We start from the raw sequence: 23,467 nt of genomic DNA, 5'->3' as shown, positions 1-23,467 counted from the left end.
CACGGCGAACTGGAGGACTGGCACGTGGCGTCCCAGGCCCGCCTCGGCCTGGTCCGCGCCCTGCGCGGGCTCTCCCGCGATGCGGACGCGGCCCGCGAGTGCACCGCGCTCCTCGCCCGCGCCGAACACCGCGGCGACACCCACATGACGGGCCTGGCCCGCCACCAGCGCGGACTCCTGCTGCACGCGTCGGGAGACGAGGAGGCGGCGTACGAACAGTGGGCGACGGCGCTTCGAGCCCTGAACGGCACGAACAGCAAGGTGACGGACGAACTGCGCACGCTGCTGGCGGGGCGCGGGTAACCCCCTGAAAGTGGGAGCCGAGCAGCAGGTCTCGCCGGGCCCACCGGACCCGTACTCCTCCCCCCTACTTCACTTCGCGTCCGCGTAACACTCCACGATCGCCGTCGTGAACGGGAAGCGGACCGGGGTCTCGCCGAAGGCGATGTGGCCTGCGAGGTTTCCCGCGTCGCGGATGGCGAGCGCCACCGTCTCGGCCTCTTCGGCGGGACAGTGCACGATGACCTCGTCGTGCTGGAAGAACACGAGCTCGGCGCGGAGCCCGCCCTCCGCGATCGTCCGCCGCAGGGCGGCCAGCATCAGCAGCGCCCAGTCCGCCGCGCTGCCCTGCACGACGAAGTTGCGGGTGAAGCGGCCTCTCGCGCGGGTGTTGGACGAGGCGTATCCCGGCGTGAACTCCCCTCCGCCGCCCGGGAGTTCGACGCCGACGTCGTCCCCGGAGCCGACGGTCGCCTCCTGCGGGATGCCCGCCTCCTCCTGCTCCCCGGCCCCCGCCGCAGGCGGACTCGTGCGGCCCAGCCAGGTCCGTACGAGCCGGCCCTCCTCGCCCGCCTTCGCCGCGTCGTCCACGTACGCGACCGCCAGCGGGAAGCGGCGCCGCAGCGCGGCCAGGTTCTTCAGGCCGTCGCCCGACGTCTGGCCGTACACCGCGCCGAGCAGCGCGATCTTCGCGTGGTCGCGGTCGCCGGAGAACGCGCGGTCCGAGAGGCGGGTGTAGAGGTCCTCCTCGCTGCCCGCCACCTCCATCAGCCCCCGGTCGCGGGAGATCGCGGCGAGCACCCGCGGCTCCATCTGGTCGGCGTCGGCGACGACGAGCCGCCAGCCGGGGTCGGCGACGACGGCTTTGCGGATCACCTTGGGGATCTGCAGCGCGCCCCCGCCGTTGGTCGTCCAGCGGCCGCTGACCGAGCCGCCCGGGGTGTACTCGGGGCGGAAACGGCCCTCGTGCACCCAGTCCTGGAGCCAGCTCCAGCCGTGCGCCGTCCAGATCCGGTACAGCTTCTTGTACTCGATGAGGGGCTTGACCGCGGGGTGGTCGATCTCCTCGAGCTCCCAGCGCCGCGTCGACTTCACCCTGATGCCGGCCTGCGCGAAGGCCTTGACGACGTCGGCGGCCAGGTCCGGCCGGACGCGGCGGCCGAACGCCGTCGACACCTCGTCGGCCAGCTCCGCGAGGCGGCGGGGCTCGCCACCACCCGCGTACCGCTCGCCGAGCAGTTCGTGCAGGAGCTCGCGGTGGACGTCGGCGCGCCAGGGCAGCCCCGCGGCGTTCATCTCCGCGGCCACCAGCATGCCCGCGGACTCCGATGCGGTGAGCAGGCGCATGCGGCCCGGGTGGGCGGTGGCGTCGTGCCGGCGTTGCTGCTCGGCGTGGACCCGCACCAGGTCCGCGAGGGACAGCTCGACGCCGACGGGGCCGGGCTCGAAGAGCGAGTCCTGCGCGCGGGCACCGCGCTCGGCCGCGCGGGGCGGGGGATCGGGCGGTACGGGGGCGCCGCGGAGCCGGGCGAGGGCGGCGGCCGCGGAGCGGGGCTCGCCGAGGCGGCCCTCGTGACCGAGGAGGAGGAGCTCGGCGGCCTCGATGTCGTAGCACCGCTCCACGCGGACACCCGCGGCGAGCAGGCGCGGGTAGACACCGGCCGTCGACCGCCAGATCCACCGGCCGGCACCCGGCCGCTCGCGGACGGCCTCGACGAGGTCGGGCGCGCGGACCACGTCGCCGACGGGCAGCCCGTCGGCGCCGACGGGGACGAGCTCAGCGCCACGTCCCGCACCGGCGGCGACGACCCACCGTTCGTGCTCCATACGCCGGAGTCTCGCACCCACCACTGACATCGCCACCGCACGCGGCCCCGCCCGGCCCTCGTGCGGCCGTCCCCGGGTACTGCGCACGGCCGCCCCCCCCGTGCCACTTACGGACGTCCCCGCGTGCACCTCCCGCCCGGCGCTGCGAGGCTCGCCCCATGCGAGTGGCGCTGGCACAGACCGACTGCGCCCTGGGCGAGGTCGAAGAGAACCTGCGGACCGCGCGGGAGCAGCTCGCCCTGGCGGCGACACAGGGCGCGGACCTGGTCGTCTTCCCGGAACTGAGTCTGCACGGCTACCACCTGGGCGGCCTGGCGAAGGACACGTCGATCACCGTCGACGACCCGCGCCTGCTCGCCCTGACGGAACCCGGCGGCCCGGACGCCCTGGTCGGTCTCCACGAGCACACCGCGCTGCGCGCGTACAACACCTCGGCGTACTTCTCGGGCGGCCGCCCCCTGCACGTCCACCGCAAGCTGTACCTGCCGAACTACCTGGCCTGGGAGGAGCGCAAGCACGTCAGCCCCGGCCAGCACCTGCGCGCGTACGACCTGCCCGGCGGGCACGGCCGCGCCGCCACCCTCGTCTGCAACGACGCCTGGCAGCCGGTGCTGCCCTGGCTCGCCGTGCAGGACGGCGCCGAGGTCATCGTCGTGCCGACGAACAGCGCGGCGAGCCTGGACCCCGAGGCCATGGACACCGGCCTGTACTGGGACACGCTGCTCTCCAACACGGCCCGCATGCTGCAGTGCTGGGTCGTCTTCGTGAACCGGGTCGGGAACGAGAACGGCGCCTCCTTCTGGGGCGGTTCCCGCGTCGTCGACCCGCGCGGCACGGTCGTCGCGCAGGCGCCGAAGTGGGAGCCGGGCCTGGTGACCGTCGACATCGACGTCCACGAGGCCCGCCGGGCGCGCCGCGCGGTGCCCCTGGTGGCGGAGGCCCGCCTGGGCCTGGTCGAGCGCGAGGTGCGCCGCCTGATCGACGAGGGCGGCGACAGCTGACCCGAGGGAGCGCCGGTGCGCCACGGGGATGTTGGGGCTCTGTTGGCAGGCGCCCCTAGCGTCCTTCAGGTCGCGGACAGCGCGCAGTTCGAGCGCCGCCCCGACGCAGCACCCGCCCGTATCCATGACGCCCCATGACACCCCATGACGCCCCATGACGCCCGACGAAGGATGCCGCACTTCATGAAGCACACGATCCGCATGGCCGCCGTCGCCCTCGCCGCCACCGGCGCCGCCTTCGCCACGGCGGCCGCGTCACCCGCCGTGGCCGCCCCGTCCGCCCAGGCGGCGAAGGCCGACTGCCACGGGACGCAGTTCACGCAGAAGGAGAACGGCCAGACCTACATCGTCGGCAAGGTGACCCTCTGCGACTCCAAGGACAAGGTCATCGTCAACGACATCGACCTCGACGGGCGTTCGCTGGGCGTCCGGATCTCCGACGGCAGCGGCAAGTACCGCTACTGCAAGGACAGCAACGGCGCCGGCGACCGCTACAAGGCCTGCTACTTCAACCTGAAGGAGAACCGTCAGATCAAGCTGCGCGGCTACGAGTCGAACAACGGTCACAGGACCGCCTGGCTGCAGACCGTCACGCTCCCCAACTAGCGCTGCGCTAGGGCTGGTTGAGGAGGAGACAGGGGGGAGGCCAGGACGTTCAGTCCTGCCGCCCCGCTCCCGCCACCCGCAGGAGCCCCGCCGTCCCCGTCACCGCCGCCGACACCGCGACCAGCGCGCACACGCCCACGCTCACCCCGAGCGCGTCCCACGGGACCGTCACCGCCGCCGGGGCCGAGAGGCGGGACAGGCCGGCGGAGAGGCCGCCCAGGTTGAGCGCCGTGACGGCGAGGCCGAGGAGCGTGCCCACCGCCACGGCGGCCAGCGCCTCGCCGGCCACCACCAGCCGTACCTGCCCGCGCGTGGCGCCCGCGAGGCGCAGGGAGCGCAGTTCGGTGCGGCGCACCGGGGTGGCCATCAGCAGGGTGCTCGCGAGCGAAATGCCCGCGTAGACAAGGCAGATGCCGAGGATCATCAGCAGGCCGAGGCGCGTCTGGGGCTTGATCGGCGGGTGCGTCGCGGCCAGCCACTCCTCGGCCGTGCGCACCTCGCCCCCGCTCCGGGCGGCGAGCGCGGCGGAGGCGGTGGACAGGGCGGAGGCGGTGGACAGGGCAGACGCGGTGGGCGCGGCAGTCGCGCCGGGCGCCGCGGACGTGCCGGTCGCACCGGGTGCCGCGGACGTGCCGGTCGCGCCGGTCGCGCCGGTCGGGCCGGGTGCCGCGGAGGGGGCGGCGCCACCGGCGGCCGGACTCCGCTTCAGGCGTACGTCGATACGGTCCACCGTCGCCGCCCGCGCGTTCCCCGCAGTCACGTACGCGCCGTTGTCCCCCGTCCCGCGCGCCAGCACCGCCGCGATCCGCAGCTTCGCGGGCCGCCCGTCGCCGAGCCGGACGGCGACGCGCTCGCCGACCTCGTGCCGCTCCCACTCCTCGTTGACGACGATGGACCGGTCGTCCAGGTCCCGTACGTCCCCCGCGACGACGGGGAGCCGGGTCGTCGCCGCCAGCGCCGCGGGATCGCTCACCGCGCGGGCCTCGGAGCGGACGAGAGCGCTGCCCCCCTCCCGTACGAACACGGCGGTGGACGCGGACGGCGAGACCGCCGCGGCCCCCGGCACGTCCCGGACCCCCACGTGCCGCAGCCTCTCACCCGTGACGACGAGGTCCGCCCGGACCTGCTTCCGGGCCTCCGCCGCCTTCGCGCCCCCCACCGTCTGCGCCGAGCCGAGCAGGCTGCCCGCGAGGGCGACGGTCACGAGGACCGGGGCCGCGACGGCGGCGGTGCGGCGCACGGAGGCGGCGGAGTTGGCGCGGACGAGGCGGCCGACGGCGCCGGGCAGCCGGAAGGCGCGGGCGACGGGGGGCACGAGCAGCGGCGCGAGCGCGGCGGCCGCGGTGATCAGGATCATGGGCTGGGTCGTGTACGTCTTCCGCTTCAGAAGGGCGGAGGGGTCCGCGCCCAGGGCCCGTACGAGGAGTCCGATCCCGCAGGCGAGCAGCACCGCCCCCGCGATCCGCCGGCCGAGCGGCAGCACGCCGGTGTCCACGGACGCGTCGCGCATCGCCTCGGCCGGAGCGATGCGCCCGGCCCGCCGCGCGGCGACCCACGCGCCCGAGACGGCCACCACGAGGCCGGTCCAGAAGGCGAGGTGGAAGGGCCACGAGGGCGCGGCGCCGGTCGAGCCGGAGGTGGCGGCGGAGGCGCCGGATGAGGCGGACGAGGCGGAGGGGGCGGAGGAGAGGCCGAGGGGCTGGGTCAGCCAGGCCGCACCCGGCAGCCGCGCCGGCACCCGGAACCAGGACGGCGCGATCCCGGCCTCCACCAGCTGCCGCGCGAGCAACGGCCCGCCCCACGCCCCGAGCGCACACCCCGCCGCGGACGCCAGGACGCCCACCGCGAGCGCCTCGCCGAGGAGCAGCCTGCGCACCTGGCCGGGCGTCGCCCCGGCCATCCGCAGCAGCCCGAACTCCCGCCGCCGCAGCGCCACCACGAACCCGAACGTCGACGCCGTGACGAACACCGACACGAACGCGGCCACCCCGCCCGCCGTACCGAGGAAGGAGTTGACCGCCACCAGCGCCGCGGCGTCCCGCGCGGTGCCGGGGTCGGCGCGGCGGCGCTCGCCGCCGGTGAGGACGAGGGCACGGTCGCCGACGACCTTGCGTACCTCCCGTACGGGGGCGTCGACGCCGACGGCGTCCCGCGCGTCCCCGTCGAGCCGGACGGGGCCGAGCCGCCGCAGCTCGCGCAGGAGTTCGGTGTCCACAGGCTGTGGATGAGCGAGCGGCTTCGATACGAGGCCGGTGCCCGGCCCGCGCTCGACCCGCACCGTGATCCGGTCCTGCCCCATGACCACGACCGGCGACCCGGCGAACCGCACGGGCGCCCGGTCCGGCGCCGTCAGACTCGCGTCGAGACCGAGCCCCATGGCGGCGACGAGCCCCACGCCGAGCACGACGGCCACGAAGGCCCCGAGCAGACTGCTCCACCGCCGGCGCAGGGAGGCGAGAAGAACCCGCTTCATCGCCCCGTCACCTCTGCGCCTGCCATCCGCTCGGCCCGGCGAAGGCGGCGGCCCCCCTCGTTGCGTACGACGTTTTCACTCATGCCTCGAGCCAACCGTCCAGCGCCGCCCGGCACACGACCACTGGGGGGCGTGTGGGGGGTAGGGCCTGCCATACCCTGCGGGGATCTTGGGGGTTGCGGGGATCTCGGGGGCTTGAGGGGCTTAGGGGGCCTGCGGGTCTTGGGGGTTCTGCGGGTCCTACGGGTCCTACAGGTCCTAGGGGCGGCCCTGCGGGGGCCTAAGGGAACTTAGGGGACCTAGGGGCCTGTGAGGGGCCTAGGGGATCTAGGGGGATCTAAGGGCCTTACGGGATCCAGGGGACCTCGGGCTCCCTACGGCACCTAGGGCACCTACGGCACCTAGGGCACCTACGGCACCTAGGGCACCTAGGGCACCTACGGCACCTAGGGCACCTAGGGCACCTACGGCACCTACGGCACCCAGGGATCCCCACGGCCCCCACGTCCCCCACGTCCCCCACGGGACCCCAGGGGACCTAGGGACCCCACAGCCTCTGCGGGACCCCCAGGGGACCTACGGGACTCCGGGTACCGCACCGTGCCTACCCTTGACCCCATGGATTCGGTGATCGACAGGGCGTTCGCGGCGGCGCTGTACGGCGACGGCGACGAGGGGCTGGACACCGGCGCGTCCCTGCTCGCCGCGTCCCCCTCGTCGGACGACGAGCTGCGGCACCGCGGCGAGGAGTACCTGACCCGCGCCTGGCGGCACGGCTGGCAGCCCGCCGACGTCCTCCGCATGGTCCGCCGCGACCTGGACGACCCGCACGTCCGGCTGGCCGCGACCCTGATCCACGCGGAGACCGGCCGGTACGCCCACCTGCCGCCCCGCTGGTCCGCCCAGCTGACCGAGATGGCCCCCACCGCGCACCCCGCGCACCCCGCGCAGCCCGCCCGGACCCACACAGCCCGGCCCGACCGTTTCACCCGGGCCACCACCCACCTCCAGCTCTACCGCCTGCTCCTGCGCCTGCCCCCGCTCGAACCGGTAGGCCCGCCCCCGGGCGAATCCGTTCCCGGCCCCGTCGAGGGCGAGTCCCGCACCCTCACCCGTATCCGCGCCCTCCTCGCCAAGGCCGAGGCCACCGGCTACCCGGAGGAGGCCGAGGCGCTCACCGCCAAGGCCCAGGAACTGATGGCTCGGCACTCCCTCGACGAGGCGCTGCTCGCCGCACGTACGCACGCCAAGGACGTCCCCGGGGCGTGCCGGATCGGCGTGGACGCGCCGTACGAGACGGCGAAGGCGATGCTTCTCGACGCCGTCGCCGCCGCGAACCACTGCCGCGCGGTGTGGAACGAGGCGTTCGGCTTCTCGGCCGTCGTCGGGTTCGAGTCCGACCTGGAGGCGGTCGAACTGCTCCACACCTCCCTCCTGGTGCAGGGCACGACGGCGATGACCAAGGCGGAGGCGGGGCAGCGCGCGGCGGGCCGCAAGCGCACGAAGACGTTCCGGCAGTCCTTCCTGGTGGCGTACGCGCACCGCATCGGCGGCCGCCTCGCCGAGGCCGGCGAGCACGCGGTGACGGAGGCGGCGCGGGAGGCGGCCGCCGATGCGCGGGGCGCGGCCGGCCCGGCTCCCGACCTGCTCCCGGTGCTTGCCGCCCGCGACGTCGCCGTCACCGACCGCGCCGAGCGGATGTTCCCCGAGACGACCACGACCCGGGTGCGGGGCGTGACGGACGGCGAGGGCTGGGCCCACGGCACGGCGGCGGCGGACCGGGCGGAGGTCGGGCGGGGACGCGCGGGGCGGGGCCGGGCGTTGCCCTGACCTGATGTCGGGGGCGGGGTTCGGGGGCGGCCCGGGGGCCCGGGGCGCCGGGGGCTCGGGCGACCCTGGGGTGCGACCCCCACGGGGCGGGGCCCTGGGGCGCGCCCCGTGGGGGCCCGGCCCTGGGTCGCGACCCTCACGAGGCCGTCCCCTTGGGCGCGACCCCTACGGGACCACGGAAGCCGGCCGCCACCGCTCCGCCCGATATGCCCCGTATCATCACAGGGTGACCTGGCTCCGCGCGCTGAAAGAGACAGCTCGCTCGGGCCTGACCGTCGAGCGCAAACGCCTGGAACCCCTGGTCGCCCTCAGGGGCGCGGCCGGCCTCGCGATCATCATCGGCGTCAGCCTCACCCTGTTCGGCCCGGCGGTGGCCGCGAGCTCGGCGTTCGGGGCCTTCCAGGCGGCGATCGCCACGTTCCAGCGCAGCTGGCGCCCGCGTCCGGAGCTCGCCCTCGCCTCCGGCACGAGCCTTGCCGTCTCCACCTTCCTCGGCTACCTCACCGGCTCCCACCTGCTCCTCTTCCTCGCCCTCCTCTGCCTCTGGACCTTCCTCGCGGGCCTGAGCTGGGCGGCGGGCCCGACGGTCGGCATCATCGCGTCGTCCAACGTCGCGATCATGCTGGTGACGGTCACCCTGCCGACCTCGGTCGCGGCGGCCGCGGGGCACGCGGCGATGATGATCGTCGGGGGCTGTGTGCAGGCGGCCCTGGTGATCCTCTTTCCGGTACGCAGATGGGGCGCCCACCGCGACGCGCTGGCCGACGCGTTGGCGGCCGAGGCGGACTACGCGCGGCGGCTCCGGCACGATCCGGTGGCCCCGTTCGACCCCGAGCCCCTGATGGCGGCGCGCGACGCGGCGACGATCACCCCGCGCCAGGCCCGCACCCGCCCCGCGGAACTGCACGGTGCGCGGGGCCTGGCCGAACGCATCCGTCCGGTCCTGGCCTCCCTCGCGGACCCGGCGGTCGGCGTTCCGGAGGAGGGCAGGGAGCGGGACCGGGTCCGCGAACTCCTCGCCGCTGCGGGTTCGGTCCTGGACGCCGCGGCCCGCGCGATCCGCCACGGCGACCCCGTCAGGGTCCCGCCGGCGGCGATGGCCGCGCTGAAGACCCCGGACACGGGGGCGATCCTCACGGGCCCGGCCTACCGCGCGGCGACCCGCCTGGGGGCGCTCCTACGGGACGTGCTGGAGACGGCGGGCAACACCCAGAACCCCCCACCACGCCCTGCCCCGGCGTCCCCGACACCCCCTGACCCGGCGTCCCCGCCGCCCCCTGACCCGACACCACCGCCCCCCGACACGACGCCCCCCACGCCCTCGCACCCCGACGCACCCCCCGCGACTGCCCCGACGCCTCCGAAGCCGCCCGCCGCCCCGACGCCTCCAAAGCCGCCCGTCGCCCCGACGCCCCCGGAGACCCAACCGCCGCCCGCCCCCCTCCTCCGCCCCAGCCTCTTCGCGTTGTTGCCCGCCGCCGTACGGGCCGTCAGGGCCGACTTCCGGCACGACTCGCCCGTGACCCGGCACGCGATCCGGGTCACCGCCGTCGCCGCCGCGGGCTATCTGCTCGGCACCTGGCTGCCGCTCGGGCACGGGTACTGGGCGCCCATGGCCTCGGTCATGGTGATGCGGCCGGACTTCTCACAGACGTACTCCCGCGCCGTCGCCCGTTTCGGCGGCACCCTCGTCGGGGTCGCCCTCGCCACCGGACTCGTCCAACTGGCGCACCCCGGCACGGGGTTGTCCGCCGCGCTCGCCGTGTTCTGCGCCGGGATGATGTACCTGCTGATGCGCACCGGCCAGGTCGCCGCGCAGGCCTGCGTCGCCGCGTACGTCGTGTTCCTGCTCGGCATGGGCGGCCGGCAGTGGACGCAGACCGTGCCGGAGCGGGTCGTCCTGACCCTGATGGGCGGCATCCTCGCGATGATCGCGTACGCGGTCTACCCCGCCTGGGAAACCCCGAGACTCCGCACCCGTCTCGCCGACTGGCTGATCGCATACGGGCGTTACGCCGCCGCGGTCGTCGACCACTACGCCCACCCGGCGGGCAAGGCGTGCCCCGACGTACGGGAGACCCTGCTCGCCGCCCGTGACGCCCGCATCGCCTGGCAGGAGGCGGGGAACCGGGCCAAGAACGAGCCGGTCCGCCATCGCGGACTCTCCCGCGCCGTGGCCGCCGACGCGGAGGAGGCGCTCGCCCAGATGGGCCGCGTCGCCATGCTGATGGAGGCGCACCTGCCGGAGCGGGGCGACACCCCCGTGCCCGCCGCGGCCCGCCTCGCCGACGCACTGCGCAAGGCGACGGAACAGGGCGCGAAGGCGGTGCGCGAACGCCGCGTGCCGCGCTGGGACGCGGTCCGTACGGCTCTGGCGGAGTGGGACGGCGAGGGCGTCCCCGACCGCGTGGTCCGCAGGGGCGCGGGCCTGCTCCTCCAGACCCTCGACGAACTGTCCGACGCCCTGGACACCGCACCCCCACCCATGCTGGTGGACGGCTCGGCCACCAAGGGACAACCACCGGCACCGGACGGCGACGAGCCACCGAACTCCGGTGGAGACAGGCCCAGTTGACGGCACCGATGCGCAGGACACGGACCGTCAGACCCCTCAGGGCTGCGGCATGCCCCCCGTCGGGAGCCCCTCGGGCAGCTTGCCGTCCTTCGTCCTCAGGAACTCGTCCTGTCCTGCCCCCTCCCAGGAGACCTTCATCGACTTCGCGCCCACGGACTCGACCCGGCCCGTCGTGCGGTCGGAGTTCCCCGTGGGGCACTTCAGGTCGATCACCCGCGAGCCCGCCTTCTCGCCCGCCGTGCCGCTGCACAGCACGTCCTCGCCGAGCAGCGTCGCCGACTTCCCGGTGACGGCGAGGGCGAGCGGCTTGCCGCCGGCCGTGGCGATCCACGTCCCCTCCAGGCTGCCGCCCGCGCCCCCGGACGAGCCCTCGTCCGCACTCCCGGAGCCCCCGGAGCCGCTCGACTCGGCCGCACCGCCGTCCTTCTTGCCGCCGCCCCCGCTCCCATCTCCGCCCCCGTCACCGCTGCAACCGGTCAGGACGAGCGCGGCGGCCAGCCCGGCCACCGCGGCACCCACACGGACACTACGGACGTACGTACGCACTTGAAGTCCCCCTCATGCACCGGCCGATTCGCGCGCCAAGCTAACCATCCGCCGTGCGGAAGTCGATCCGGCCAACCTTGGCCCGCCGCCAGTTGTTTGAATTCTGGAACAGAAAGGGCCCCGGCTGCGTCTCTTCTTGGTGCACGAAGGGTTCGATCCGGGCTATCCGGCGTTATCGACGGTACGGAACTTCATGGACGGTGACCGGCGTTCGCATGGCATGGGGGATTCGGGAGGGATTCGGTACGGGCGCTGACAGGCCTGTAACCAAGGGAACACCCCGCGTGCACGTGCATCTGCCCATGCATCGGCATGTGAACACAGCTATGATCCGGAACAGTTGACCACTGCATCTACAGCCACTGAAGCCACTGACGGCACCGCACTACCGGGGAGCGACCTGTGCACCACGCGACTAACGGCATGGCGGCCACGGAGCTTCACGGGGTCGTCTGGCAGAAGAGCAGGCACAGCAACTCACAGGGATCGTGCGTGGAGTTCGCGAAACTGCCGGGCGGCGACGTCGCCGTGCGCAACTCGCGGTTCCCCGACGGCCCGGCGCTCGTCTACACGCGCGCCGAGATCGAGGCCATGCTGCTTGGCATGAAGGACGGGGAGTTCGACCACCTGATAGGTGGCTGAACCCCTGGGGGCAACGGGCATCAGTGGGGCAACCGGCATAAGCTGCCCCCGACTTCACCCCAGCCGGAACAGCGCCCAGACCACCTTGCCGCGCAGCGCGCCCGCGAGCGGGTGCCAGCCCCAGCTGTCGCTGAAGGAGTCCACCAGGAACAGGCCCCGGCCCGACTCCGCCGAGCAGTCGTCGTCGTCCTCGACGTCGCGCGTCACCGGGCTGTCGTCGCTGGGATCGCGCACCGCGCACACCAGACGTGACGCCCAGTGCATCAGGTGCAGCCGCACGGGCGGGTCGCGGTGATCGCGCGGGGTGTCCGCCGGCAGCGCGTGGCGCAGCGCGTTGGTGACGAGTTCGGAGACCACGAGCGCGATGTCGTCGAACCTCTCGTCGAGGTCCCACTGGCCGAGCGTCGTACGGGTGAACTGCCGTGCGCTGCCCACCGCTTCGTAGCGGGCCGGGAGGGCGACGGAAGCCGCGTCGGAGACGGCCGATGGGTCGATCGGAGGTAGCCCCTGCCGTAACGGCTCGAGCATGGTCGATCCATTCGTCCCCATGCGAGGCACTCCCCGGTTTCGCGGTACGTAGCGATGGAGCGGTGGTGCGTTGGCGCGGTCGGTCGCCGATGGTGCGGTCGGTACAACGGTGGCGCGCGGACCATGGTTCCGAATGCGTACAGCAGATGCAAGGGCAGATGCACGTGCACGCGCCGGACTTGGTCGCTACCGTGCCAGTTCTTGCCCATTTCTTCCCACGACTTCTTGTGGAGGCCTTTCGGAGGCTTTTCCTTTCTGTAACCGGACGTGTACGGCCCGGAGCGTTTAATGGCAGACTGCTGGCTTCCAGTCGATGGGGAGGATTGAGCGAAGTGACCGCAGGGGAGTCGAGTGGCTCGGTGGTACGGCGCATCCTGCTGGGCTCACAGCTGAGGCGGCTCAGGGAGTCGCGCGGCATCACCCGTGAAGCGGCCGGGTACTCGATCCGCGCCTCCGAATCGAAGATCAGCCGCATGGAGTTGGGACGGGTGAGCTTCAAGTCCAGGGATGTCGAGGACCTGCTGACGCTCTATGGCGTCACCGACGAGGCCGAGCGCGGCGCGCTCCTCTCCCTCGCCAAAGAGGCCAACCTCACCGGCTGGTGGCACAGTTACTCCGACGTCCTGCCCGGCTGGTTCCAGACGTACATCGGTCTGGAGGGCGCCGCCTCGCTCATCCGTGTCTACGAAGTCCAGTTCGTCAACGGCCTGTTGCAGACCGAGGCGTACGCGCACGCGGTCGTCGCGCGCGGCATGAAGGGCGCGAGCAAGGCGGAGATCGAGCGGCGCGTGGCGCTGCGCCTGGAGCGGCAGAAGCTCCTCATCTCCGAGCACGCCCCCCGCTTCCACTGCGTCCTGGACGAGGCCGCGCTGCGCCGCCCGTACGGCGACCGGGAAGTGATGCGCGGGCAGATCCAGCACCTCATCGAGATCTCCGAGCGCCCCAACGTCACCCTCCAGGTGATGCCGTTCAGCTTCGGCGGGCACGCCGGCGAGAGCGGCGCCTTCACCATGCTGAGCTTCCCGGAGTCCGACCTCTCCGGCGTCGTGTACGTGGAACAGCTCACCGGCGCCCTCTACCTCGACAAGGCCGAGGAAGTCGCCCAGTACGAGCGGGTGGTGGCCCAGCTGCACCAGGACAGCCCGGACCCGGTGGGCAGCCGAGATCTTCTCCGTGGTCTGCTCCAACTCACCTGAAACATAAGTACTATGACGTGAGATCAGGTATTCGCTTCCGTTTGCGTCCGTCTGCTGCCGCGGCAAGGGGTCCGTCTCATGTCCTTCTTCACTGACCTGGCTCATCAGTACATCGACGGGGAGTGGAAGGCCGGGTCGGGCTCCTGGGACATCATCGACTTCAATCCGTACGACGGGGAGAAGCTGGCCTCCATCACGGTCGCCACGGCGGACGAGGTCGACCAGGCCTACCGCGCCGCCGAGCGCGCGCAGAAGGACTGGGCGGCGACCAACCCCTATGCCCGGCGTGCCGTGTTCGAGCGCGCCCTGCGGATCGTCGAGGACCGCGAGGAAGAGATCACCGAGGCGATCATCGCCGAGCTGGGCGGCACCCGGCTCAAGGCGGCCTTCGAGATCCACCTCACCAAGGAGTTCCTGCGCGAGGCCGTGCACCTCGCGCTGAGCGCCGAGGGGCGCATCCTGCCCTCGCCGGACGACGGCAAGGAGAACCGCCTGTACCGCGTCCCGGTGGGCGTGGTCGGCGTCATCAGCCCCTTCAACTTCCCCTTCCTGCTGTCGATCAAGTCGGTCGCCCCGGCGCTCGCCCTCGGCAACGGCGTCGTCCTCAAGCCGCACCAGAACGCCCCCGTCCTCGGCGGCAGCCTGGTGGCCAAGGTCTTCGAGGACGCCGGACTCCCGGCCGGCCTCCTCAACGTCGTCATCACCGACATAGCCGAGATAGGCGACGCGCTCATCGAGCACCCGGTGCCGAGCGTCATCTCCTTCACCGGCTCGGACACGGTCGGCCGGCACGTCGCCACGGTCTGCGCCGCGCACTTCAAGCGCTCCGTCCTCGAACTGGGCGGCAACAGCGCCCTGATCGTCCTGGACGACGCCGACATCGACTACGCCGTCGACGCCGCGGTCTTCAGCCGCTTCGTGCACCAGGGCCAGGTCTGCATGGCCGCCAACCGCATCCTCGTGGACCGTTCCGTACAGGCCGAGTTCACCGAGAAGTTCGTCGCGAAGGTCGCCACGCTGAAGGTGGGCGACCCGTCCGACCCGGCGACCCACATCGGACCGCTCATCAACTCCACCCAGGCGGAGGCCGTTTCGACGCTCGTCGAGCAGACGGTCACCGCGGGCGCGACGGCACTGCTCCACGGGCGCACCGAGGGCAACCTGGTGGCCCCCTCCGTCCTGACGGACCTGCCCGCCGACTCCCCGGTGCTCGACCAGGAGATCTTCGGCCCGGTCGCGCTCGTCGTGCCCTTCGACGGCGAGGACGAGGCGGTACGCATCGCCAACGCCTCCCGGTACGGCCTGAGCGGCGCCCTGCACACCGGCGACATCGAGCGCGGCGTACGGCTCGCCAAGCGCATCGACACCGGCATGATCCACATCAACGACGGCACCGTGCACGACGAGCCGATCGTCCCGTTCGGCGGCGAGAAGCACTCCGGCGTCGGCCGGCTGAACGGCGACTCCACGGTCGACGCCTTCACCACCATGAAGTGGATCTCCGTGCAGCACGGCAGGTCGCGCTTCCCGTTCTGAGGGCAGCGACCTCGCCTCAACTTCTGCCACCTCTCCCGGAGCCTTGCGGACAGCACCTGACCGCAAGGCTCCGTAGCGTCTGTGGTGTCGAAAGGCCGGCGGCGACACGCCGGCCGGAGCGCCCGCACGGCGGGCCGAAGAGAGGCGGACACCATGGTCACCCACGTCAGCGCGGAAGCCAGGGGCGACGAGCGCGGCGCCCTGATCGCCTTCGTGGCGGCCCAGCGGGGTGGCGTCCGCCGCTCGGTCCTCGGCCTCACCGACGAGCAGGCGAACGCCCGCCCCAGCGCCAGCGAGCTGACCCTCGGCGGGCTCGTGAAGCACGTCGCGGAGACCGAGCTGAACTGGCTGCGCATGGCCCAGCAGAAGCCGAACGACCGCGCCCGCACCCAGGAGACCTGGGGCGACAGCTTCCGCCTCGTGGAGGGCGAGACGCTCGCCGAAGTCCTCGACTTCTGGGCGGAGGTCGCCCGCGAGACCGAGGCGTTCATCCGCGACGTGCCGAGCCTCGACGACACCTTCCCGCTGCCCGACGCGCCGTGGTTCCCCCAGGACGGCGCGGTGTCGATGCGCTGGCTGATGCTGCACCTCGTCGAGGAGATCGGCCGCCACGCCGGCCACGCCGACATCGTCCGCGAGTCCCTGGACGGCAGGACCGCCTTCGAGCTCGTCGAGCTGGCGGGCCCGTACCCTAGTCAAAGTTGATGACTGAGGCGCCCGGTGGTGGAGCGCCCTGAGGGGAAGGCGCGGTACATGTCAGCGATCCGGCTGCTCGTCCTCGGGGCCGTGCGCCAGCACGGCCGCGCCCACGGCTACCAGGTCCGCAACGACCTGGAGTACTGGGGCGCCCACGAGTGGTCCAACGCCAAGCCGGGTTCGATCTACCACGCCCTGAAGCAGCTGGCGAAGCAGGGATTCCTGTACGCGCACGAGATCGCGCCGTCCACCGCGGGCGGCCCGCCGCGCACCGAGTACGAGATGACGGAGCAGGGCACCGAGGAGTACCTCACCCTGCTCCGCGGCGCCCTCTCCACGTACGACCAGCGCCCGGACATGCTCACGGCCGCCCTGGGCTTCATCGTCGACCTGCCGCGCGAGGAGGCGCTCGCGCTGCTCGCCGAGCGGGTCGGCGCCATCGAGGCGTGGCGCACGTCCGTCACGGAGTACTACACGCCCGCGGGCGGCCCCGGGCAGCTGGGCCACATCGGCGAGATCATGAACCACTGGGTGCACATGGCCGACGGCGGCCTGGGGTGGGCGCGCGGGCTGATCGGGCGGATCGAGGGCGGCGCCTACACCTTCGCGGGGGAGGGCGAGCGGTTCGTGGCCGTGCTCGCCGACGACGAGGAGAACCCGTACGCGACGGGCGAGCCGCACGCGGGCGACCGCCGCTGAGCGGGCCGGTGCCGCACTGCTGACGGCGGTCTCCGCGGACGCGGGCTTGCACCTCACGCGACGTGAGGACGCAGGCTGAACCGCGTACCGAAGAAGAAGGGCACGAGCCATGAGCTACTCCGTGGGACAGGTCGCCGGTTTCGCCAAAGTGACGGTGCGCACGCTGCACCACTACGACGAGATCGGCCTGCTGGTGCCCGGCGGGCGCAGCCACGCGGGGCACCGGCGTTACAGCGACGCGGACCTCGACCGGCTGCAGCAGATCCTGTTCTACCGGGAGCTCGGCTTTCCCCTCGACGAGGTGGCGTCCCTCTTGGACGACCCGGACACCGATCCCCGGGTCCACCTGCGCCGTCAGCACGACCTGCTGACCGCGCGGATCCACAAGCTCCAGGAGATGGCCGCCGCCGTGGAGACCGCCATGGAGGCGAAGAAGATGGGCATCAACCTCACCCCCGAGGAGAAGTTCGAGGTCTTCGGGGACCACGATCCCGAGCAGTACGCGGAGGAGGTCGAGCAGCGCTGGGGCGACACCGAGGCCTACCGGGAGTCGCAGCGCAGGTCGGCCACGTACACCAAGGACGACTGGAAGCGGATCAACGACGAGATGAACGCGGTGCACGCGCGCGTGGCGGAGTTGCTGGACCGCGGCGTCCCCGCGGACTCCGCCGAGGCCATGGACGCGGCGGAGGAGCATCGCCGCTTCATCTCGGCGAACCACTACGAGTGCGCGCACGAGCTGCACACCTGCCTCGGCGAGATGTACGTGTCGGACGAGCGCTTCACGGCCTTCTACGACGCCATCAGGCCCGGTCTCGCGGTCTACCTGCGGGATGCGATCCTGGCGAACGCCGCGCGCAACGGCTGACGCACGGGACTTTGTCCCAGTTGTCGCACGATGCACCCTGAGAGGGACCGTGGAACCCGGTTGCACCGCCCGGCGTTGATAACTTTGGGCGGCTGCACCCGCCGCCGCACCGCCCCCTCACCCTCAGGAGCCCGGAACCGTGACGACGCTTGCGCTCGGACCAAGCTGGCTGGATCCGGATCATCTGCTGAACCAGTTCGGCATCTGGGGCCTGCTGCTCATCGTCTTCGCGGAGTCGGGGCTGCTCATCGGCTTCTTCCTGCCGGGCGACTCGCTGCTCTTCACCACCGGCCTGCTGATCACCACCAACAAGCTGGACTTCCCGCTCTGGCTCGCGGTGCTGCTGATCTGCGTGGCCGCGATCCTGGGCGACCAGGCGGGCTACCTCTTCGGCAAGAAGGTCGGCCCGTCGCTCTTCAACCGCCCGGACTCCAAGCTGTTCAAGCAGGAGAACGTGGTCAAGGCGCACGAGTTCTTCGAGAAGTATGGGCCGAAGTCGCTGGTCCTGGCCCGCTTCGTGCCGATCGTGCGCACCTTCACGCCGATCATCGCCGGCGTCTCCGGCATGCGGTACCGCTCGTTCATCACGTTCAACGTCATCGGCGGCGTGCTGTGGGGCGCGGGCGTCACCCTGCTCGGCTCCTGGCTCGGCAACATCGAGTTCGTCCACAAGAACATCGAGGCGATCCTGATCCTGATCGTCCTCGTCTCGGTGGTGCCGATCGCCATCGAGTTCCTGCGGGCGCGCGGCAAGGCCAAGAAGGAGGCGGCGACGCGGCAGGACGAGCCGGGCACGCCCCCGGCCCAGCGCGGCCGCCACGCCAAGCGCTGACGCCACGCCAAGCGCTGGTGCCTTAGAAGCCCCTGGTCCGCTTCGCCGCACGGCGGTTCGCCGCCGTCGCGGCCCCCGGCACCTTCAGGATCAGCCGGGAGACCTCGCTTCCCAGGTTCACGCCGATCGCGATGGCCAGGGCCGTCGCGACGGCCCTGGTGAGCGAGTTGATGCCGGTGTTCAGGTCGTTCTGCGCCAGCGCGAGCAGCCCGAAGTACGTCGCGCTACCGGGCAGCAGCGGCCCGATCGCCGCCGTCACGTACGGCAGTGACGACGCGAACCGATAGCGCGAGAACAGCTGCCCGAACAGGCCCACCAGACCGGCCGCCACGGCCGTCGCGGCGACCGGCGAGAGCGCCAGCGGGGTCTGCGCGAGGGCGCCGAACATCACCCAGGCGATGCCGCCGTTGAGCGTCACGATCAGCACGGTGTTGCGTTCCTGCTGCAGCAGTATCGCGAAGGCGAGACTCAGCGCCATGGACGCCAGGATCTGGATGATGGGGCGCGACGAGGTCACGCCGAACTTCGTCTCCGGCGTCAGATTCGTCGCGTCGAGCATCACGCCGAGCGAGAGCACCATCAGCACGCCGCAGACGATGCCCACGATCAGATACATGACCTCGAGCAGTCGCGCCGCCGCGGTGATGTAGTAGCCGGTCAGACCGTCCTGCACGCCCGCCACCAGGGCCCGCCCCGGGATCAGCGCGAAGAGCCCACCGGTGATGACCGCGGAGGCCATCGACGCCTCGGTGTGCACGAAGCTGAGCGCCACGCCCATCCCGGCCGGCGGCATCGCGGCGCCGACGAACTGGTAGAACTCCGGCAGCCCGCGCCCGGCACACAGCCACGCCAGCCGGTCGCCGAGCATCGCGCCGACCGCGGCCACCAGGAAGACCAGCGCGCCACCGCCGACCAGCACGGAGGCGGATCCCGCGAGCAGCCCGCTGGCCGCCGTGAGCGCCCACCCGGGATAGGGGTGACGGTTACGCCGGATGCCCGCGAGGCGCCGGTAGGCCTCCTCCAGGGAGACCTCGATGTCCGGGTCGCTGATGTCGTCCACCAGATGGAAGACGGCCGCTAGCCGGGTGTAGTCGGTGCCGCGGCGGCGCACCGTCCTGGAGGCCGTGACGGGGTCGTCCACCAGGGACGGCTGGTGCGAGATCGACAGGAGCGTGAACGTCACGTTCGGCTCGCAGCGGTCCAACCCGTAACTGCGGCAGACGGCGAACATCGCCGCCTCCACGTCCTCGGCGCCCTCGCCGCCCGCCAGCAGCAGCTCACCGATACGCAGCGTCAGGTCGAGCACGCGCGGCACGGCGGGCCCGGTGTCGTCCTCCTGCTTCTGCGCGGCCTCGGGAGCGGGCCGCTCGGTGACCGGCATCCGCAGCATGGTGCGCATCTGGTCCTGCCAGGGCACCTCTTTGGTGAGCTTCACCAGAGGTATGCCCTGCGCGGGCGTGAAGGCCGGCGGGGCGTTACGGGCGCTGTACGTGTGCGGCGTGGTGAACGCCGACTTCTCGGTCTCCTGAGTCGTGGTGGACGGGGTGGCGAGACCGTCGGGAAGGGCGAACTCGGACGTGGTCTGGGACTCGTCCTCGACCACCGGCGCCTGCGCCGCCACGCCGCTGGGCTGCACGAAGGCACTGCGGGCCTCGTCCGACTGAGGCTTGCGGTCCTCGGCCTCCTGCTCGGCCACTGATGCCCTCACTTCTCATAAGTCACGTACGCGCCCTCCGTATGGCCAGTATGGGCACAGATACACGAACGGGCCGCGTGACCCCCGGGGGTCACGCGGCCCGTTCGGGGCGGGGTGGCTCAGTGGCCGCCCTCGTCCTTGAAGCGCTTGTAGGAACGCTCGATCTCGGCCTCGGCGTCCGTACGGCCGACCCAGTCGGCGCCCTCGACGGACTTGCCGGGCTCCAGGTCCTTGTAGACCTCGAAGAAGTGCTGGATCTCCAGGCGGTCGAACTCGGAGACGTGGTGGATGTCGCGCAGGTGCTCCACGCGGGGGTCCGAGGCCGGGACGCAGAGCAGCTTGTCGTCGCCGCCCGCCTCGTCGGTCATGCGGAACATGCCGATCGCGCGGCACTTGATGAGGCAGCCCGGGAAGGTCGGCTCGTCCAGGATGACCAGGGCGTCCAGCGGGTCACCGTCCTCGCCGAGGGTGTTCTCGACGAAGCCGTAGTCCGCGGGGTAGCTGGTCGACGTGAAGAGGCGACGGTCCAGACGGATCCGGCCGGTCTCGTGGTCCACCTCGTACTTGTTCCGCGAACCCTTCGGAATCTCGATGGTGACGTCGAACTCCACGGGTGGCTCCTCCATGATCAGCACATACTTCGGGTGATTAAGTGTCCCTCACGCAGATGTGTGATCGCGAAAGGGGCTGGTCGTCGTGCCGGAGCTCAAGCCATGGCAGCGGCCTCGACAGATTCTGAGACAGCTGTCCGAGCCGGCCGCCGCCAAGCTCGCCGGATTCCCCGGGAAACTCACGACGCTGCAGCTCACGGCGGGTTCCGCCGCCTTCGGCCTGATCATCGCGGTCGGGGCGGTGGCCGTGGCCGGCCCCTGGGACTCCTCCGGTCAGCGTACGGCGGAGCGGGTCAGGGCCGCTTCCCAGGAGGCCGGGGGTGGTACAGATCACGCCGGTCGCGGCCCCGGCGGCCTCCCCGAGACCGCCCCGAGCGCCCCCTCCGTACTCGCCGGGCTCGGCGCGCCCGCGGGGGTGGCGCCCGCGCCGACCGACCGCGCCCTCGCAGACGTCCTCGAACCGCTCCTGAAGGACCCCGCGCTCGGCCCGCAGCGGTCGGCCGTGGTGCTGGACGCGGCCTCGGGCAAGCGGGTCTACGGCAAGGGCGCGGGCGAGGCGCTGACGCCCGCGTCGACGACGAAGATCGCCACGGCGGTCGCGGCGCTGTCCGCGGCGGGACCCGACCACCGCATCACCACGAAGACGGTGCTCGAACCCCGCTCCGCCAAGACGCCCGACGTCCTCCTGGTCGGCGGCGGCGACCCCACGCTGACCGCCCGCAAGGACGGCCGCTACACCGACACCGCGGCGAGCCTGCGCACCCTCGCGCAGGACACGGCACGCTCCCTGAAGAGCCGCCACATCGACGAGGTCAAGCTCTCGTACGACACCTCTCTGTACTCCGGGCCCGAGCAGCACCCCATCGGCCCCAACGAGAACCTCACCCTGGTCAGCGCCCTGATGGCGGACGAGGGCCGGCTCGACGACTCCTCCAGCGGGCCCGCCCCGCGCGCGGGTGACCCGGCGGGCGACGCGGCGAAGAAGTTCGCGGGCTTCCTGAAGGACCGCGGCATCAAGATCAACAAGGATCCCGGCGCCTCGAAGGCCTCGGACCGCGCGACGTCCCTCGGCAAGGTCGAGTCGCCGCCGCTCTCCGCCCTGGTCGAGCGGATGCTGACGCACAGCGACAACGACATCGCCGAGGCGCTGGCCCGCCAGGCCGCGATCGCCGCCAAGGAACCGGCGAGCTTCGACGGCGCGGGCCGCGCGATCCACGCCCGCCTGGAAAAGCTGGACCTTCCCCTCTCCGGTACGAAGTTCGCGGACGGCAGCGGCCTGGACCGCGCCGACCGGGTCCCGGCGGAACTGCTGGCAACGCTCCTGGACCGCGCGGCCGACCCGGCCCACCCGGACCTGCGCTCCGTGGTGACGGGCCTGCCCGTGGCGGGCTTCACCGGCACGCTCGTCGACCGTTACCCCCAGGACTCGCCGGGCACCGGCGTCGTCCGCGCCAAGACGGGCACGCTGACGGGCGTGAACAGCCTGGCGGGCACGGTGGTCGACGCGGACGGCCGCCTCCTGGTCTTCGCCTTCATGACAACGGGCACGACGGACCCCCTGTCGGCCCAAAAGGCCCTGGACCAGATGGCCTCAACAGTGGCGAACTGCGGCTGCCGCTGATCCTCGCCGGAGGACGCAACGGACGACCGAGCCGAAGCCACCGCCAGGGGCGCGGGGAACTGCGCGCCAAGCCACAGAGAACCCGCACCAGACACCCGAGCCGCAACCACGATCAAGGGGCGCGGGGAACTGCGCAACAAGCCACGAGGCACCCGCACCCAAAAAACCAACGGGTCCCCCCACCCCCTAGGGGCCCGCCCCGGGCCAATCCGGGGGTGCAAGCCCCTCCAAGAGAGGGAGCAAGCACGTACCGTTGACGCATGACGAGCATCGGTGGTGCGGAGATGGTCGACTGGAACCTCGCGGTGGCGACCGCGACCCGACTCGTGCGGCCGGGCCCAGAGGTGAGCCGGGACGAGGCGCGTGCCGTCGTCGCCGAGCTCCGTCGGCACGCCAAGTCCGCGGAGGAACACGTCCGTTCCTTCACGCGGATGGGTTCGGAGGACACCCACGACACCCCGGTCCTGGTGGTCGACCGGGCCGGCTGGATCCGGGCGAACGTCGCCGGTTTCCGGGAAATCCTCAAGCCCCTCCTCGACAAGATGCAGGACAAGCGGGGCAGCGGCGCGGGCGGCGCCGTCCTCGGCGCGGTCGGCGGCAAGGTCACCGGCGTGGAGCTGGGCATGCTCCTGTCCTTCCTCGCCTCCCGCGTCCTCGGCCAGTACGAGACCTTCGCCCCGCCCACCCCCGACCTCCCCGCCGCGGCGAACGGCGGCGGCAGACTCCTCCTGGTCGCGCCGAACATCGTGCACGTCGAGCGGGAGCTGGACGTCGACCCGCACGACTTCCGCCTCTGGGTCTGCCTCCACGAGGAGACGCACCGCACCCAGTTCACCGCCGTCCCCTGGCTGCGCGACCACCTGGAGGGCGAGATCCAGTCGTTCCTCGGCGAGACCGAGGTCGACCCGATGACGTTCCTGGAGCGCATCAGGGAGGCCGCCCAGTCGTTCGGCAGCGGCCGCGGCGAGCAGGACGACACCGAGTCCGACGACGGCGGCCGCTCCCTCGTGGAGCTCGTCCAGACCCCCGCCCAGCGGGAGATCCTCGCCCGGCTGACCGCCGTGATGTCCCTCCTGGAGGGCCACGCGGACTACGTGATGGACGGCGTAGGACCGTCCGTGGTGCCCTCCGTCGGCGAGATCCGCGAGAAGTTCAAGGAGCGCAGGGCCCGCGGTGCGAGCCGCCTCGACCAGGCGCTGCGCAAGCTCCTCGGCCTCGACGCCAAGCTGCGCCAGTACCGCGACGGCGAGCGCTTCGTGCGCGCGGTCGTCGACGAGGTCGGCATGGACGGCTTCAACCGCGTGTGGACCTCACCGAACACGCTGCCCACGAAGGCCGAGATCGCCAAACCGGCGGACTGGGTCGCGCGGGTGCACCGTAAGGGAGACTGAGAGGCCGGATGCGG

At 72.3% G+C, this 23,467-nt stretch carries 20 protein-coding genes; 14 read left to right on the top strand and 6 right to left on the bottom strand.

What is annotated here, in order from left to right; translation table 11 throughout:
* Positions 1-24 precede the first annotated feature (24 nt).
* Complete coding sequence (locus tag ACFYO9_RS26310) at positions 25-303, top strand: hypothetical protein (RefSeq protein WP_358778701.1); 279 nt, start codon at positions 25-27, stop codon at positions 301-303.
* A gap of 69 nt (positions 304-372) precedes the next feature.
* On the opposite strand, the gene ACFYO9_RS26305 is transcribed toward ACFYO9_RS26310, so the two are convergent.
* A complete protein-coding gene (locus ACFYO9_RS26305) occupies positions 373-2,106 on the bottom strand; it encodes a bifunctional 3'-5' exonuclease/DNA polymerase (RefSeq protein WP_358778702.1) in 1,734 nt (577 codons plus the stop codon).
* Positions 2,107-2,264: 158 nt separating this feature from the next.
* Between ACFYO9_RS26305 and ACFYO9_RS26300 the strand changes: the two genes are divergently transcribed.
* Both ACFYO9_RS26300 and ACFYO9_RS26295 read left to right on the top strand, forming a co-directional pair.
* Positions 2,265-3,107 carry a nitrilase-related carbon-nitrogen hydrolase gene (locus tag ACFYO9_RS26300; protein WP_355811052.1) on the top strand — a complete coding sequence of 281 codons (843 nt, stop codon included), beginning with the start codon at positions 2,265-2,267 and terminating at the stop codon, positions 3,105-3,107.
* Between the two features lie 183 nt (positions 3,108-3,290).
* Positions 3,291-3,713: a hypothetical protein gene (locus tag ACFYO9_RS26295; protein WP_358778703.1), complete on the top strand. Its 423-nt coding sequence runs from the start codon at positions 3,291-3,293 to the stop codon at positions 3,711-3,713.
* A gap of 49 nt (positions 3,714-3,762) precedes the next feature.
* Here the strand turns inward: ACFYO9_RS26295 and ACFYO9_RS26290 are convergent, their stop codons facing one another.
* A complete protein-coding gene (locus tag ACFYO9_RS26290) occupies positions 3,763-6,186 on the bottom strand; it encodes an ABC transporter permease (protein ID WP_358778704.1) in 2,424 nt (807 codons plus the stop codon).
* A gap of 618 nt (positions 6,187-6,804) precedes the next feature.
* On the opposite strand from ACFYO9_RS26290, the gene ACFYO9_RS26285 reads away from it, so the two are divergent.
* Complete coding sequence (locus tag ACFYO9_RS26285; protein WP_358778705.1) at positions 6,805-8,016, top strand: DUF2786 domain-containing protein; 1,212 nt, start codon at positions 6,805-6,807, stop codon at positions 8,014-8,016.
* A gap of 226 nt (positions 8,017-8,242) precedes the next feature.
* The gene (locus ACFYO9_RS26280) at positions 8,243-10,591 is read left to right on the top strand and encodes an FUSC family protein (protein ID WP_358778706.1); all 2,349 of its coding nucleotides are present in this window, start codon (positions 8,243-8,245) and stop codon (positions 10,589-10,591) included.
* 36 nt (positions 10,592-10,627) lie between these two features.
* Here the strand turns inward: ACFYO9_RS26280 and ACFYO9_RS26275 are convergent, their stop codons facing one another.
* A complete protein-coding gene (locus ACFYO9_RS26275) occupies positions 10,628-11,110 on the bottom strand; it encodes a hypothetical protein (protein WP_358778707.1) in 483 nt (160 codons plus the stop codon).
* 429 nt (positions 11,111-11,539) lie between these two features.
* Here ACFYO9_RS26275 and ACFYO9_RS26270 point away from each other — a divergent pair, with 429 nt between their 5' ends.
* On the top strand, positions 11,540-11,779 hold the full coding sequence (locus tag ACFYO9_RS26270; RefSeq protein ID WP_355811069.1) for a DUF397 domain-containing protein: 240 nt from the start codon (positions 11,540-11,542) through the stop codon (positions 11,777-11,779).
* Between the two features lie 54 nt (positions 11,780-11,833).
* On the opposite strand, the gene ACFYO9_RS26265 is transcribed toward ACFYO9_RS26270, so the two are convergent.
* On the bottom strand, positions 11,834-12,328 hold the full coding sequence (locus tag ACFYO9_RS26265) for an ATP-binding protein (protein ID WP_355811071.1): 495 nt from the start codon (positions 12,326-12,328) through the stop codon (positions 11,834-11,836).
* Positions 12,329-12,639: 311 nt separating this feature from the next.
* Between ACFYO9_RS26265 and ACFYO9_RS26260 the strand changes: the two genes are divergently transcribed.
* The 6 genes from ACFYO9_RS26260 to ACFYO9_RS26235 all read left to right on the top strand — a co-directional run bounded on the left by ACFYO9_RS26260 (position 12,640) and on the right by ACFYO9_RS26235 (position 18,134).
* Positions 12,640-13,503 (top strand): helix-turn-helix transcriptional regulator, encoded by an 864-nt coding sequence (locus tag ACFYO9_RS26260; RefSeq protein WP_358778708.1) that lies wholly within the window; start codon positions 12,640-12,642, stop codon positions 13,501-13,503.
* A 78-nt stretch (positions 13,504-13,581) separates the two neighbouring features.
* Positions 13,582-15,039, top strand: coding sequence for an aldehyde dehydrogenase family protein (locus ACFYO9_RS26255; RefSeq protein ID WP_358709847.1), 1,458 nt, complete (start codon positions 13,582-13,584; stop codon positions 15,037-15,039).
* A gap of 153 nt (positions 15,040-15,192) precedes the next feature.
* Positions 15,193-15,744: a DinB family protein gene (locus ACFYO9_RS26250; protein WP_355811079.1), complete on the top strand. Its 552-nt coding sequence runs from the start codon at positions 15,193-15,195 to the stop codon at positions 15,742-15,744.
* Between the two features lie 48 nt (positions 15,745-15,792).
* Positions 15,793-16,434, top strand: a complete 642-nt coding sequence (locus ACFYO9_RS26245) for a PadR family transcriptional regulator (RefSeq protein WP_358778709.1) — start codon at positions 15,793-15,795, stop codon at positions 16,432-16,434.
* 109 nt (positions 16,435-16,543) lie between these two features.
* Positions 16,544-17,302 carry a MerR family transcriptional regulator gene (locus ACFYO9_RS26240; RefSeq protein ID WP_358778710.1) on the top strand — a complete coding sequence of 253 codons (759 nt, stop codon included), beginning with the start codon at positions 16,544-16,546 and terminating at the stop codon, positions 17,300-17,302.
* 139 nt (positions 17,303-17,441) lie between these two features.
* Positions 17,442-18,134: a DedA family protein gene (locus tag ACFYO9_RS26235; protein ID WP_388666622.1), complete on the top strand. Its 693-nt coding sequence runs from the start codon at positions 17,442-17,444 to the stop codon at positions 18,132-18,134.
* A 22-nt stretch (positions 18,135-18,156) separates the two neighbouring features.
* Here ACFYO9_RS26235 and ACFYO9_RS26230 read toward each other — a convergent pair whose 3' ends face one another.
* Together ACFYO9_RS26230 and ACFYO9_RS26225 are read right to left on the bottom strand one after the other, a co-directional pair.
* On the bottom strand, positions 18,157-19,830 hold the full coding sequence (locus ACFYO9_RS26230; protein ID WP_355811087.1) for a threonine/serine exporter family protein: 1,674 nt from the start codon (positions 19,828-19,830) through the stop codon (positions 18,157-18,159).
* Between the two features lie 119 nt (positions 19,831-19,949).
* Positions 19,950-20,441, bottom strand: coding sequence for an inorganic diphosphatase (locus ACFYO9_RS26225; RefSeq protein ID WP_055568469.1), 492 nt, complete (start codon positions 20,439-20,441; stop codon positions 19,950-19,952).
* 85 nt (positions 20,442-20,526) lie between these two features.
* Here ACFYO9_RS26225 and dacB point away from each other — a divergent pair, with 85 nt between their 5' ends.
* Positions 20,527-22,062, top strand: a complete 1,536-nt coding sequence (dacB, locus tag ACFYO9_RS26220; RefSeq protein WP_358778487.1) for a D-alanyl-D-alanine carboxypeptidase/D-alanyl-D-alanine-endopeptidase — start codon at positions 20,527-20,529, stop codon at positions 22,060-22,062.
* Positions 22,063-22,322: 260 nt separating this feature from the next.
* Positions 22,323-23,453: a zinc-dependent metalloprotease gene (locus ACFYO9_RS26215; protein ID WP_358778486.1), complete on the top strand. Its 1,131-nt coding sequence runs from the start codon at positions 22,323-22,325 to the stop codon at positions 23,451-23,453.
* Positions 23,454-23,467: the final 14 nt, after the last annotated feature.

Origin of the sequence: Streptomyces sp. NPDC005863 (assembly GCF_042871345.1) — a bacterium.
Classification (GTDB): Bacteria; Actinomycetota; Actinomycetes; order Streptomycetales; family Streptomycetaceae; genus Streptomyces.
The sequence above is the reverse complement of the archived record's forward strand: the minus strand, read 5'-3'. Positions and strand labels throughout refer to the sequence as shown.